Source organism: Paenibacillus sp. BT-177 (assembly GCF_025846815.2).
Taxonomy (GTDB): Bacteria; Bacillota; Bacilli; order Paenibacillales; family Paenibacillaceae; genus Paenibacillus; species Paenibacillus polymyxa_C.
The window spans coordinates 341401-353583 of sequence record NZ_JAOYTP010000005.1; the positions used below are offsets into that span (position 1 = coordinate 341401).

The following is a 12183-nucleotide window of genomic DNA, read 5'->3' on the forward strand; positions in this document are numbered from 1 at the left end:
CCTGCCTTTAACGTATAATCAGTTGCAAACTGAAAACCTGAGACTAAGCTATTATAGCATACTCCGAACGCAAAGCATCCCCTTACATCCTAAACAGGACATAGGGGGATGCATGACAAATCGGGATTACTGAGTGCCGCCTACTCGCCAGATGACATTATCTTCATCCTGACCGCTAACCGGCCACCACTTATAACCATCCTGCTCTAACAGCTTGTGAGCACCATCAGGTCCCCATGAGCCTGCTGCATAGGTTTCCAGTGTATCCGGGGTTTGCTGCCATGCTTTGGCGATTCGATCAACGAATCCCCACGCTGTAGCAACCTCATCCCACCGCGTGAAGTACGTCGAATCACCCTCGATCGCATCCATCAGCAACCGTTCATACGCCTCCGGTGAGTTGATCCCCACCATACAGCTTTGGCAAAAATCCATAGCCAGCGGCTCAATATCTGATTCCGAACCGGGTTTCTTGGCATTAATTTTAATGTAAATGCCCTCCATTGGATTGACCCGAATGACGAGCAAGTTTGGTTCCAGCTTATGCTTTTGACCGAGATATACATTGGTTGGCATGCTCTTAAACTCCACAACGATCTCCGTAGTTTTTACAGGGAGACGTTTGCCTGTACGAATGTAGAACGGTACACCAGCCCAACGGAAATTATCTACAAACACACGTGAAGCAAAATAAGTCTCTGTATTCGATTGTGGATCAACCTTGTCTTCTTGACGATACCCTGGCAACTGCTGACCTCGGTAACTGCCTTCAGTATATTGACCACGTACCACGTTGGTCTTCACATCCTCAGACGATTCAAAAGGTCGTAGTGAACGCAACACTTTCACCTTTTCATCACGGATATCCTCTGGTAACAAACGACTAGGCGGTTCCATCGCGATCATCGTAAGCATTTGCAGCATATGGTTCTGTCCCATATCACGCAAAGCGCCAGAATGATCATAGTAACCTCCGCGTTCCTCCACCCCTACCGTTTCACTCAGCGTAATTTGCACATTGGCAATATGCTTGTTATTCCATAGTGGTTCAAAAAAGGCGTTAGCGAAGCGAATTACCTCGATATTTTGAACCATTTCCTTACCGAGATAGTGATCAATTCGATAAATTTCTTCTTCGGCAAATACTTCACGTATTTCAATGTTCAATTCTTGTGCAGACTCGAGGTTGTAACCGAAAGGCTTCTCTATAACTAGACGATTCCAGCCCTTGCCGTCCAACATGCCTCCCTCTTTCAAGCTCTTCGACACACTTCCGAATAATTCAGGCGCCAAGGCCAAATAAAACAGCCGATTTCCCGGTATGTTAAACTTACCTTCTATAGCCTCCGTCTGCTGTCTCAGCTCATGAAACCCATCGACATTGTTGATATCCAGCGATTTATATTCAAAATGCTCGGCAAATGCCTGCCATTCTTGATCATTTTCTGCTTTATAGCGACTAAACTCCTGTATGGAAGCGTACAGGTCATTACGGAATTCTGCTTCTGTGCGAGGACGTCTTGCTACACCAATAACAGCAAAATCTTCAGCAAGCTTGCCTTCGCGGTACAAGCTGTAAATAGCAGGAAATAACTTACGGCGAGCCAAATCGCCCGTAGCACCAAAAATAAACAGAACTGCACCTTGTGTCACAAGAGATTCTTTAACAGGTATGTCAGCCATGAAGTACCTCATTCTTCCCATGTCAAGATTCCGCAATCCACAATCCTCGAAATCCGCATGTAGTATTGTGTATATTTATACAAGATCATACTTGATTTTCGAAAAACATGGAACTAAAGATTTGATGACATTTTAACATATTCCACATGGATAAGCTATCCGATGAATCATAAATTTACCTTATAAGTCAGTATTCAATCGTGATAAGCGGAAAACCGAGTGTTATACGTTTATCCTGCTGCTCCTTATTTTCATGTACAGCCATCTGCATCTGGACTTGATGCTCACCGCTTTGAACCATTAATGGCAGGTCTGGAGCTTCATAAGATACGGCTACTGTATTTACATCTGTGTATCTTTCTTTAGCCTGCATAGAGATGGTCCCTGCTAAGCTCGCTTCTGTTTGGTTCATCAGTTGATCCACGCTTTCCTTTGCTTGCAGCGAACGCTGAACGGAGGTGTTCCACTGCGCTTGAACCCCTATAGAATTTAATTGCTCAGCACAAAGCTTATGAAGTTGAATCAATTGCTCACGTCCTGTGTCACTGCTTTCTAGCTGAACGACTACATACCATTGTCCAGTTTGACGTTCCATCACATTTAAACGAATTTTCAAATCCTCACGATCACGAACAGAACGATAAAGTGTATGTCCATTTTCCACGAGTTTACTTGCTGTGGGTATATTCAGTTGATCAGCTATCTGTGCCGCTATATCTGCCGGATCTCCATGATTAGGAATCCAATCGCCTTGCCATTTTACAACTAGCTTATCCAGTGTACCCGGGGTTTGATCCGATAGGAATAACAACGAGCGTAAAGCCGTTTCTGCCTCGCGGGAATCAGTTCCGTTGGTCTGAAGAGTTCCGTAACGCCAGCCAGCCAGTACCAACACCGTTCCTAATACCAAAATCGCAATAACTCCCTTTTTAATCATCTCTACTTTTAACATGGACGTTCCTTCCCCTCCATAACCATACGTTCTCCGCATATCCACGATAGAATGCTTCTTTTTTCGGCTCGATTGAAATCTATGAATCTATCAATAGCATGCCCGTTGCCAGAGGTTTTATACGCAGAGGAAGTCAGCACAACCTTTCAGAAATATTCATTCGCCTACTGGGTGTTCGACCATACACCGTAGGCACGATAAGAATAGACTATAATCACAACGCATCTTACACCAAAAGAGGTGAAATCATGTTTCCCATTTATCCAGTAAATGAAGCCAATGTGGCACCTCATGGCGGACGGATGGTCTGTGCCGTTATGCGTGATGGTACACGACACATTGGCATCTTAAGTGGGTGTAGCAAAGGCAAGCTGATGTTGAATGGATATCCATCCTCCTTTCCTGGCAGTCTCTATGCCGGAAGCTACAGTAACAAAGGAAAACAAAAAGCTAAAAAAATCTCCTCTAAAAAGCAAAAAAAGAACTCTAAAAACAAAGCTCGTTCTTCTGCCAAGCTAAATTCCTTTAATAGACCGCCGGACGAACTTCTAAATCCATACTTTCCTTATAACGTAGGCGCATTTGATTCAAATGGAAATAGGGGTTATGGAAACGGCAGAGCAGGCTATCGTGGTAGATATGGATACGGGGCAGGACTTGCACTAGATCTGGCTTTAATCGCCTTTCTATTCCTCCTTATCTAAACACCGTGTTACAGAACACAAAAAAACCGGAGGACCATTCATCGTCTCCGGTTCTTTGTATTCATCGTTTTACAATTTACTCTGCTAAGCCGTTCTTATAAGCATAGATTGCCGCCTGTGTGCGGTCTTCCACTCCTAATTTGGCGAGAAGGTTCGTGACATGGAATTTTACCGTCTTAATCCCGATAATCAGTTCATCTGCGATATCCTGGTTAGACTTCCCTTGTGCCAACAAGCGAAGAACCTCCATCTCACGATCTGTTAGCTCCGTATGTGCGGGCGCTTCAGCCTGTGGCTGGCGAAACCGATTCATCATCTTAGAGGCCACCTGCGACTCTAGTACGGACTGTCCACGTGCAGCTGCACGGATCGCATCCGCGATCTCGGAAGCACGAGACGTTTTAAGCAAATAGCTGAATGCCCCTGCCTCAATGACCGGATACATTTTCTCATCATCCAAATAACTCGTCAGTACAATCACCTTTGTCTCTGGAAGTAGGCGTGTCACTTGGCGTGTCGTTTCGATACCATCCATGCCATCCATGACCAAATCCATTAAAATCACATTTGGTTTGTACTCTGATGCTAAGCGTATGCCTTCTTCTCCGCTTCCGGCCTCGCCGACCACTTCAATCCCTTCTTCTGTCCCCAGCACCGCCGCAAGCCCGATCCGCACCATTTCATGGTCGTCTACCAGCAATACGCTAATCGGTAATTCCGTTTCCATGATCATCGTTCCTTCCGCTTTCATCATAAATAACTGGCACAGACACCTCGATCCGTGTCCCTTTTCCCGGAGCCGTTATATACTGAATAGCTCCCCCAATTTCACTGACCCGCTCCTGCATGGTGGATAATCCATATGATGTCTGCTTTTTCTCATCCATTTCAAAACCAATACCATTATCCCGAATCGTCAACCTAATGGAATCCGGGCGTTGCACAATACGAATTTCCATACGAGTTGCTTTGGCGTGACGCAATGTATTAGACATCGCTTCCTGAACAATGCGAAACAAGTGATTTTCAATGCCCTTAACCAACTGTACTCCGCTTTCCATCTCAAAATCAATCTCCATCGGTACCTTTGCCTGTAATTCCTGTACCAAATCACGCAAACCCTGCTCAAGCCGTTTTCCTTCCAGATAGACAGGCCGTAGATGAAGTAGTAACGCCCGCATTTCGGATTGTGCCACGGAGGACATTTCTTCAATTAATGCAACTTGACGCTGCGCTTTATCAAAATCCTTGTCCAGTGTCCTGCCCACAGCCGTCGCTGTCATTGAAATAGCAAACAATTGCTGCGATACTGCGTCATGTAACTCTCTAGCCAGCCGCTGCCGTTCCTCCACAATCGCAGTCATCCGTGCCTGTTCTGCTAACTGAGCATTATCCGTAGATAAGCGTTGTAAAGACGTTACTTGTTCCTGCCATTTACGCCCGATTCGTTCCAACTGCTCTCCTAGTCTGCCAAGCTCATCATGGCCTAGAGGTGGCAACTCACGTGCAGGGGTTCCCTTTTCCCACATCAGCAATGTCTCTCTCAACATTTCCAGTCTGCTTTTAAAGCGATAACTTTCATAAAATCCGTACATTGCCCCTGTACCAATCAACACCAGTATAACGGCTCCTGCTACTTTCAGTATCATTCCCCAGGTTGGGAACGACTTCACATATCCATATGTATACAGCATATAAAAGACAACTACGCCCACAACAACACACAGGAGGATACCTTCACCCATACTGCGGGTTACCATGTTGGACGTTTTTTTGTGATTCATCCCGGTTCCTCCTGGTTCAATAAAATCGAATACGGACATCGCCCGCCAAGTACGAAACGACAAACTTCACTTTATATTCACTCTGCTCAAAATGAGGAGACTTCCACACCAGTCGATTGAGCATCCCCGCCTCATGATCCCGGTCGAACTGAATTTGACCGAACAATACGAACATCTCCACCTCTACACCGTAATTATCCGGCAGCGTGATGTCAATGTCACCGAAGATCCCCTGTAAAAATATGACGGGCTCACGTTCCTCTGGAAGAGCGAGCGTCAAATCGGCATCCACATCACCAACCACATGCCATATGCTTGTGCTGCGCAAGCTCCACGGCACTTCATCCCATTTATGATTGGATATGAAATTGTGTTTGAATATGGAGCTTTGACCTTTATGCAGCTTCCTGGAACGTGAATAGAACACAGCCAGCGAAGCCAATGTGATCACTACAAACAAGAACAAATGATCCAGCACCAGCAGACCGGCACCGATGGCAAGCATCGTATAGCCCTTTTTGATTTTGGAATTGCGGATCTTATATATTCCGGCCAACATTAGGATCAGTGCAAACACGGAGAGGAACCCAATCCACTGACCGAATAAAATGATAATCCCGATGCCAATCCCTGCCAGTGCCAAGGCTGATTTTCTTCTCTCCATGCTGCACCCCCTTTTTTGTTTATACCGGAAGGAAAAGCCATAGTGGCGAAATATATCGCCATATGGCTTCCGAACCATACAGATTGAGCACCGTTATTGGTCAGTGTCCATCTATACAGCATATCATAATGTTTGGGTTCCGAGTAGTTAGTCCTTCTTCATATCTACAGGTTTAGCACCTGCCTGAATTTTGGACTTCAATTGTTGAAGCTGCTCATCCACTTTAAATTGTTTTTCAGCTTCTGCGGGATTAACATATGCTTCTCCCGGTGCTTGACGATAAGGGGCACGCAGTACGTCAGCTTCTGCCTCCATTTGCATGATTTTTTCCTCCATGCGGTGGAAGCCCAGCGAAGCAGACCCGCTTTCAATCGTGTGCAAACTATTGATTTGCGACATTTGCTTTTTGGCTTTTGCCATTTGAGCACGAGATACCAGCTCATTACGCTTATTGCGCATTTTGTAGAATTCATCCTTCATTCCATGAAGCTGCTGTACCAGTTCTTTGGCTTGGAGCTCAGCTTGAGTGTGCAAGTCACGGTATTCATCCTGCTTTTGCACAAAATAAACCTTCTCGCCCAGTAGCTTGCGTGCTACTTCTTCCTGGCCATTTCGCAATGCAGATTCAGCCTGCTTTTCGCGCTCATTGGATACACGCACAGCCTCCTCCAAACGCTGTTTCATACGACGCTCATTTGCCATTTGCTTGGCGACCGTTACCTCAGCCTCGTGAATTTCTGCCTCCATATCGCGCAAGTACTGATTTAACATGATAATCGGATCTTCAACTTTATCCAACATTTCATTCACCGATGCTCTTGTCATATCCTTCATTCTTTTAAAAATTCCCATTATTTACGTTCTCCCTTCTCGAATTGCTCTACTTTTTTACGTAACTCTTCCAGTTCCTTTTTCATTGCTTTTTTCTCGATATCTTCCATCATGGAATCCAGATCACTGTTGTGCCCTGTATTAAATTTGGATGAATAGCGGGCATCCTGACCAAACGGGTTCGAGTTGCCGTATGCTCCGCCTTGATTGTAACCAGTTCCTTGTCCATACTGCGTTCTAGTACTACTATCGCCATAATAGCGTGGATCTTGATGGGTATAGGGACCACTATCTGGACCAAATCCTCCGTCGTAAGGAGATCTTGGTTCCTTGGAAATAACCAACGCTGCAATCACATAAATCATAAATGTGGTGCCTGCTGTAATAAAGAAACTGATCACAACCAAAATACGTATCCAAGTTGAGTCCATTCCTGTTGCGTCAGAAAGACCGCCACATACTCCAGTTAATACTCTATCCCGGTTTGATCGGTAAATTCGGGTCATAATTTACTTACTCCTTCCCGCTGTTGTTCAGCTTGCTTTTCAGTCTCGCCCACTCTTGTTCGAGCAGCGATCCACCGGTGTGAGCATCCCTTGTATACTCCTCACCCCGGCGCAATTCACGCAGACTCATCGTTTCTGCTTCCATATCAGCTACCCGGTCTTCCAAGCGGTTGAACATTCGGGGAACATTTCGTCCGCCGTATGTACCTGCCCGTTCGTTCATTTGCTGCTGGAGTCTCAACGTTTGTACACGTGCAGCGTAATACTGACGCTTACTGTGTACCGTCTGGTATTCTGTTTTTAATGTATCCAGCTGTTGCTCCAATTCACGTAATGATTCACGGCTCTGCTCCCACAGTTCTCTATACTGCTCTTCTTTTTCTGCATATAGCATTTTTTCCTGAAGGGCTAGCTTTGCGACGTGTTCTTCATCTGCTTTCAAAGCCAGAAGCGCCTGTTCCTCCCGTTTGGCCTGCATGGACAATGCATGATCCAACTGCTGCTTCATTTGTCTTGTATGCACTGCATACTGCTGCTGAAGCTTTTCCGCTTCAGCGATTTCCTGACGGGTATTATATAGGAACTGGTCAATGAGTTGTACCGGATCTTGGCTTTGTTCCAAATGCTCATTGAAGGTTGCTACCGTAATATCACGCATTCTTCGAAAAACACTCATTGGCGTCTACTCCTTTCACAATTTCGTATTTTCATCATTTCTTGCTCTTTGCTTTCGTACATTATTCTTCATCCTCAAACTGTCACATTCAGTAGCGACTTCTACGGTCACTCAGCATGGATACACCAAATATGATTAACCCGATTGCCAGCAGTGGTCCAATTAGCCAGGATAGCTTGCCCAGTAAAATCAGTACCCCGAGCACAAGCACGATCCAGCCGAAGAGTGCATTTCCTCTTTTCACACCGTAGTACCCCAGCATAACCATGGCTATCGGAATTAAGTAACCAATCAGATGTCCTACAAAGTGACCGAAAAACGGAGTAAACTTACCGAGCAGCATAATCGAACCCAACACGATCAGTACAATGGCTAACCCATTCCCTTTGTTAACTCTCATCATCTCTCACCGCCTTTCACTGTGTCTTGCTTATGTCCTTATTGTACGCTGACCTAGCGTTTGACAAAACGGACCCCAGACGGTTTTTGAACCTAGACCTAAGTCGGGGATGGATATAGACCTGCGGCTATCCTCCTCTATGCTGCTCTGCTGCAAGGGATGTTGAGTGCCGCTTTCCTGCATGCTTAGAGCGTAGTGAAAGGACGAGACAAGCAAATAAGGCTACCGCTGCAACCATATAAGGCATATTAATATGAACATCAAACAGCAGTCCCGCAATTAACGGTCCAATTACATTCCCCAAGCTGGTATAGGACGAGTTCATACCCGCTACAAACCCTTGCTCATCCCCAGCCTGCCGCGATAGAGAAGTGCTTACTGCCGGGCGAAGGATATCCATAGCCAGAAAAATGATAAAGGTCGTCAGCATAATCATCACGTACTGCTCGGCAAATAAAGTTAGGAAAATAAACAGTCCTCCGATAGCCAAGCAAAGGTGAATTACTTTTTTCTCACCAAAACGGTTAATGATCCAACCAAATATAGTTGCTTGCACAACTGCTCCCAAAATAGAGCCTGTCGTTATAATGATGGCAATATCCATCGGTGTAAAACCATATTTATGGTCAACAAACAGTCCAAATACCGTTTCAAAATTTGCCAATCCAAAAGCAACGACAAATACAATGAGCAAGCCCATGAAATACGGAGATTGATAGGACTTCGCAAATTGCTGTAAAAGGTTTTCTTTTTCACGCGGAAGCTCTCTATTGTACTGTTGCTTTTCCTTGCTCAAAGACTCCGGCAACACGAGCAGAGACAAAATAGCCGCTATCCCTGCAGCACCTGCCGCCGCAAAGAAGGGAATACGTATTCCATAGGCAGCAAGCAAACCGCCAATCCCTGGTCCAATTATGAAGCCTGTGTTAATCGCTGCATTAATCATCCCCATACCCTTGCCTCTTTCCTCAAATGAGGTCACATCAGCAACGTAGGCCATAATAGAAGGAGTAAGCAACGCTGCCCCTACCCCGCCCATGATTCGTGCAACAAACAAGGTAGGGACGGAACTCGCCAGTCCAAAAACAAGCTCTGACAGCATAAAAATGAACATCCCAGAAACAATCAACTTTTTACGTCCATAACGGTCAGACAATTTTCCTGACAGCGGTGATAATAAAAGTTGTGTCAACGCAAAAGCTGCAACCATCAGCCCCATTGAAGAACCGTTCATCCCTAGCTCGCTTATAAATTTAGGTAAAACAGGAACAACTAATCCAATCCCCATGAATGCTAAAAAAATGTTAAGCATCAATAACAGCATTGCTCCCCGATTTCTTGTCAGTATAGACATATTTCCACCCTTCCTTTTCAGAATCCCTTTTATTTATCAATAGTTTATTTCAGTATCCCAACTTCAAAAACAAAAAAACTTTAATTGTTTTATTAGTTTTCACATAAAAAAATAGCCTCTTTTAATATGCACATATTATTAGGCTATTTTTGTTTTTCGACTAACCCAAATAACAATATATCTACAATGGAATAAGTTGCTTCCTCTACCGTCACACTGTTATCCAGAAAGAAACGCTGATCAAGCGTTAAATTTACTGAATCAATAATAAGCTTCATGATCAGAGCTTCATTTTTGTTCACAATAATTCCTTCTCGGATACCTTCCTGAATTAATGTTCTAATCGGAGACCAATCATTTAAATCAGCATGTACTCTTTTCCATTGCTCAGGATAATACTTTTTCATCTGGTCTAATATTCTTAAATCATAAAACTTATAATACAGCGGCATAACCCTAATCGACTGTTTAATCTTTTCTAACAAAGATAATTCATTGTTTTGGATAATTTGTTCTGTCTTTTGAATCATATCATCATTTGTACGCTCAATCAGTGTCTCTAAAATAAGCGTCTTAGATGAAAAATTCTCGTACAATGTACGCTTACTGATGGCAAGTCTTTTCGCAAGATCATCCATAGTAAATTTCAAGCCATTCTCATGAACTTCCTCTACAAAAGCTTCCAAAATTCTTTCCTGCATATGCATTCCTCATTTCTCTTACACTTAATAAACTATAAATGTTTTTTCAGTACCATCATCCTACTACAACTTCAAAGTCCCAGTCAAATATAAACCTAATTAAAAAGGATCTCTGCAAAGTTCTTATCTTCCACTCATCTGGATCCAAGTTAATGTTGTTGCCAAAGTTAAGAATACGAATAATAAAAAGGATGATAAAATGCATTAAAGCATTTTATCATCCTTCTATATATACCGGCGAGAGGACTCGAACCTCCACGGTTTCCCACTCGATTTTGAGTCGAGCGCGTCTGCCATTCCGCCACGCCGGCATATTTAATTATGGAGGCGCCACCCAGATTTGAACTGGGGAATAAAGCTTTTGCAGAGCTTTGCCTTACCACTTGGCTATGGCGCCAGAATATAACTAAGCGGACGACGGGAATCGAACCCGCGACCCTCGCCTTGGCAAGGCGATGCTCTACCGCTGAGCCACGTCCGCATAAGATGGCTGGGGATATAGGATTTGAACCTATGCATGACGGAGTCAAAGTCCGTTGCCTTACCGCTTGGCTAATCCCCAATAATAAAGGGCGGCCGATGGGGCTTGAACCCACGAATGCCGGAGTCACAGTCCGGTGCGTTAACCACTTCGCCACGACCGCCACAGGAAAAGAAGTAATTGGCAGGGGCAGCAGGAATTGAACCCACACCAACGGTTTTGGAGACCGTTGTTCTACCTTTAAACTATGCCCCTATAAAACTGGTGGAGGATGATGGATTCGAACCACCGAACCCGTAAGGGAGCAGATTTACAGTCTGATGCGTTTGGCCACTTCGCTAATCCTCCAAAATGGTGCCGGCGAGAGGACTTGAACCCCCAACCTACTGATTACAAGTCAGTTGCTCTACCAATTGAGCTACACCGGCACAAAAACTATTCAATTAAAAGTGGCTCGGGACGGAATCGAACCGCCGACACGAGGATTTTCAGTCCTCTGCTCTACCGACTGAGCTACCGAGCCTCACAATAAGACTCTTTACCAAGCAATGTATTACTAATGGCGGAACTGACGGGATTCGAACCCGCGATCTCCTGCGTGACAGGCAGGCATGTTAGGCCTCTACACCACAGTTCCATAATAGATTTAAATTGGTTGCGGGGGCAGGATTTGAACCTGCGACCTTCGGGTTATGAGCCCGACGAGCTACCGAACTGCTCCACCCCGCGACAGTAATAAGTATTTACTTTTTAAATGGTGGAGGCTGAGGGGATCGAACCCCCGACCCTCTGCTTGTAAGGCAGATGCTCTCCCAGCTGAGCTAAGCCTCCTCAACGGAACACTTCTCATATTATACCACAACAAACTTTTTATTGCAACTTTTTGTGTTTATTTTTTTTATGACCCGTAGGGGATTCGAACCCCTGTTACCTCCGTGAAAGGGAGGTGTCTTAACCCCTTGACCAACGGGCCATGCTATAGAATAATTCTGGCGGAGAGAGAGGGATTCGAACCCTCGAGACGCTTTTGGCGCCTACACGATTTCCAATCGTGCTCCTTCGGCCAACTCGGACACCTCTCCATATGGCTCCCCGAACAGGACTCGAACCTGTGACAACTCGATTAACAGTCGAGTGCTCTACCAACTGAGCTATCAGGGAATATTAACACTTGTTTCAAGGTTACACCCTGAAAACTGGATCCGAAACTTCATTGCGCCTTATCTTTAGGATAAGCCCTCGACCGATTAGTATTGGTCAGCTCCATGCATTACTGCACTTCCACCCCCAACCTATCTACCTCGTCGTCTTCAAGGGGTCTTACTAATTGGGAAATCTCATCTTGAGGGGGGCTTCACGCTTAGATGCTTTCAGCGCTTATCCCTTCCGTACATAGCTACCCAGCGGTGCTCCTGGCGGAACAACTGGTACACCAGCGGTACGTCCA

12 protein-coding genes, 15 tRNA genes and 1 rRNA gene are annotated in these 12183 nt (G+C 45.0%); 1 reads left to right on the plus strand and 27 read right to left on the minus strand.

Annotation, left to right across the window (positions count from 1 at the left end; all coding sequences use genetic code 11):
• Positions 1 to 126: 126 nt before the first annotated feature.
• Together zwf and OIU26_RS17855 are read right to left on the minus strand one after the other, a co-directional pair.
• On the minus strand, positions 127 to 1683 hold the full coding sequence (gene zwf / locus OIU26_RS17850; RefSeq protein ID WP_013372992.1) for a glucose-6-phosphate dehydrogenase: 1557 nt from the start codon (positions 1681 to 1683) through the stop codon (positions 127 to 129).
• A 187-nt stretch (positions 1684 to 1870) separates the two neighbouring features.
• Complete coding sequence (locus OIU26_RS17855) at positions 1871 to 2635, minus strand: YwmB family TATA-box binding protein (RefSeq protein WP_436449164.1); 765 nt, start codon at positions 2633 to 2635, stop codon at positions 1871 to 1873.
• 248 nt (positions 2636 to 2883) lie between these two features.
• Between OIU26_RS17855 and OIU26_RS17860 the strand changes: the two genes are divergently transcribed.
• Positions 2884 to 3339, plus strand: coding sequence for a hypothetical protein (locus OIU26_RS17860; protein ID WP_040102899.1), 456 nt, complete (start codon positions 2884 to 2886; stop codon positions 3337 to 3339).
• Between the two features lie 76 nt (positions 3340 to 3415).
• Here the strand turns inward: OIU26_RS17860 and OIU26_RS17865 are convergent, their stop codons facing one another.
• The 25 genes from OIU26_RS17865 to OIU26_RS17985 form a co-directional block, all read right to left on the minus strand.
• A complete protein-coding gene (locus tag OIU26_RS17865) occupies positions 3416 to 4066 on the minus strand; it encodes a response regulator (protein ID WP_013372995.1) in 651 nt (216 codons plus the stop codon).
• Entirely contained in the window at positions 4044 to 5123 is a 1080-nt protein-coding gene (locus OIU26_RS17870) for a sensor histidine kinase (RefSeq protein ID WP_013372996.1), read from the minus strand. Before OIU26_RS17870 ends, OIU26_RS17865 begins: the two co-directional genes overlap by 23 nt.
• Positions 5124 to 5139: 16 nt before the next feature.
• Positions 5140 to 5787, minus strand: coding sequence for a cell wall-active antibiotics response protein LiaF (gene liaF / locus OIU26_RS17875; RefSeq protein WP_016819934.1), 648 nt, complete (start codon positions 5785 to 5787; stop codon positions 5140 to 5142).
• Between the two features lie 147 nt (positions 5788 to 5934).
• Positions 5935 to 6639, minus strand: coding sequence for a PspA/IM30 family protein (locus OIU26_RS17880; RefSeq protein ID WP_013372998.1), 705 nt, complete (start codon positions 6637 to 6639; stop codon positions 5935 to 5937).
• Positions 6639 to 7124 carry a PspC domain-containing protein gene (locus tag OIU26_RS17885; RefSeq protein WP_264217569.1) on the minus strand — a complete coding sequence of 162 codons (486 nt, stop codon included), beginning with the start codon at positions 7122 to 7124 and terminating at the stop codon, positions 6639 to 6641. The genes OIU26_RS17880 and OIU26_RS17885 overlap by 1 nt, the downstream gene beginning before the upstream one ends.
• Positions 7125 to 7131: 7 nt before the next feature.
• The gene (locus OIU26_RS17890; protein WP_040102898.1) at positions 7132 to 7800 is read right to left on the minus strand and encodes a PspA/IM30 family protein; all 669 of its coding nucleotides are present in this window, start codon (positions 7798 to 7800) and stop codon (positions 7132 to 7134) included.
• An 88-nt stretch (positions 7801 to 7888) separates the two neighbouring features.
• Positions 7889 to 8200, minus strand: coding sequence for a LiaF transmembrane domain-containing protein (locus OIU26_RS17895; RefSeq protein ID WP_016324716.1), 312 nt, complete (start codon positions 8198 to 8200; stop codon positions 7889 to 7891).
• A 127-nt stretch (positions 8201 to 8327) separates the two neighbouring features.
• A complete protein-coding gene (locus OIU26_RS17900) occupies positions 8328 to 9554 on the minus strand; it encodes an MFS transporter (protein WP_090738260.1) in 1227 nt (408 codons plus the stop codon).
• Positions 9555 to 9697: 143 nt separating this feature from the next.
• Positions 9698 to 10255 (minus strand): TetR/AcrR family transcriptional regulator, encoded by a 558-nt coding sequence (locus OIU26_RS17905; protein ID WP_016819928.1) that lies wholly within the window; start codon positions 10253 to 10255, stop codon positions 9698 to 9700.
• Positions 10256 to 10487: 232 nt separating this feature from the next.
• Positions 10488 to 10566, minus strand: a tRNA-Leu gene (locus OIU26_RS17910).
• An 11-nt stretch (positions 10567 to 10577) separates the two neighbouring features.
• A tRNA-Cys gene (locus tag OIU26_RS17915) sits at positions 10578 to 10652 on the minus strand.
• 12 nt (positions 10653 to 10664) lie between these two features.
• Positions 10665 to 10736 (minus strand) — tRNA-Gly (locus tag OIU26_RS17920).
• A gap of 6 nt (positions 10737 to 10742) precedes the next feature.
• Positions 10743 to 10817, minus strand: a tRNA-Gln gene (locus OIU26_RS17925).
• A 9-nt stretch (positions 10818 to 10826) separates the two neighbouring features.
• Positions 10827 to 10899: transfer RNA gene (locus OIU26_RS17930), tRNA-His, on the minus strand.
• A gap of 18 nt (positions 10900 to 10917) precedes the next feature.
• Positions 10918 to 10991, minus strand: a tRNA-Trp gene (locus tag OIU26_RS17935).
• A gap of 7 nt (positions 10992 to 10998) precedes the next feature.
• A tRNA-Tyr gene (locus OIU26_RS17940) sits at positions 10999 to 11084 on the minus strand.
• A gap of 4 nt (positions 11085 to 11088) precedes the next feature.
• Positions 11089 to 11164, minus strand: a tRNA-Thr gene (locus tag OIU26_RS17945).
• Between the two features lie 22 nt (positions 11165 to 11186).
• Positions 11187 to 11259, minus strand: a tRNA-Phe gene (locus OIU26_RS17950).
• Positions 11260 to 11296: 37 nt separating this feature from the next.
• Positions 11297 to 11373: transfer RNA gene (locus tag OIU26_RS17955), tRNA-Asp, on the minus strand.
• A 15-nt stretch (positions 11374 to 11388) separates the two neighbouring features.
• Positions 11389 to 11465, minus strand: a tRNA-Met gene (locus OIU26_RS17960).
• A gap of 26 nt (positions 11466 to 11491) precedes the next feature.
• Positions 11492 to 11567 (minus strand) — tRNA-Val (locus tag OIU26_RS17965).
• Between the two features lie 70 nt (positions 11568 to 11637).
• A tRNA-Glu gene (locus OIU26_RS17970) sits at positions 11638 to 11709 on the minus strand.
• A 17-nt stretch (positions 11710 to 11726) separates the two neighbouring features.
• A tRNA-Ser gene (locus OIU26_RS17975) sits at positions 11727 to 11818 on the minus strand.
• A gap of 3 nt (positions 11819 to 11821) precedes the next feature.
• Positions 11822 to 11897 (minus strand) — tRNA-Asn (locus OIU26_RS17980).
• Positions 11898 to 11963: 66 nt separating this feature from the next.
• A 23S ribosomal RNA gene (locus tag OIU26_RS17985) occupies positions 11964 to 12183 on the minus strand; the annotation flags it as partial.

Bases quoted from the DNA above. Each gene is read 5' to 3' on its own strand.
- zwf (WP_013372992.1), bottom strand. From the start codon at position 1,683: ATGGCTGACATACCTGTTAAAGAATCTCTTGTGACACAAGGTGCAGTT.
- OIU26_RS17855 (WP_436449164.1), bottom strand. From the start codon at position 2,635: ATGTTAAAAGTAGAGATGATTAAAAAGGGAGTTATTGCGATTTTGGTA.
- OIU26_RS17860 (WP_040102899.1), top strand. From the start codon at position 2,884: ATGTTTCCCATTTATCCAGTAAATGAAGCCAATGTGGCACCTCATGGC.
- OIU26_RS17865 (WP_013372995.1), bottom strand. From the start codon at position 4,066: ATGGAAACGGAATTACCGATTAGCGTATTGCTGGTAGACGACCATGAA.
- OIU26_RS17870 (WP_013372996.1), bottom strand. From the start codon at position 5,123: ATGAATCACAAAAAAACGTCCAACATGGTAACCCGCAGTATGGGTGAA.
- liaF (WP_016819934.1), bottom strand. From the start codon at position 5,787: ATGGAGAGAAGAAAATCAGCCTTGGCACTGGCAGGGATTGGCATCGGG.
- OIU26_RS17880 (WP_013372998.1), bottom strand. From the start codon at position 6,639: ATGGGAATTTTTAAAAGAATGAAGGATATGACAAGAGCATCGGTGAAT.
- OIU26_RS17885 (WP_264217569.1), bottom strand. From the start codon at position 7,124: ATGACCCGAATTTACCGATCAAACCGGGATAGAGTATTAACTGGAGTA.
- OIU26_RS17890 (WP_040102898.1), bottom strand. From the start codon at position 7,800: ATGAGTGTTTTTCGAAGAATGCGTGATATTACGGTAGCAACCTTCAAT.
- OIU26_RS17895 (WP_016324716.1), bottom strand. From the start codon at position 8,200: ATGAGAGTTAACAAAGGGAATGGGTTAGCCATTGTACTGATCGTGTTG.
- OIU26_RS17900 (WP_090738260.1), bottom strand. From the start codon at position 9,554: ATGTCTATACTGACAAGAAATCGGGGAGCAATGCTGTTATTGATGCTT.
- OIU26_RS17905 (WP_016819928.1), bottom strand. From the start codon at position 10,255: ATGCAGGAAAGAATTTTGGAAGCTTTTGTAGAGGAAGTTCATGAGAAT.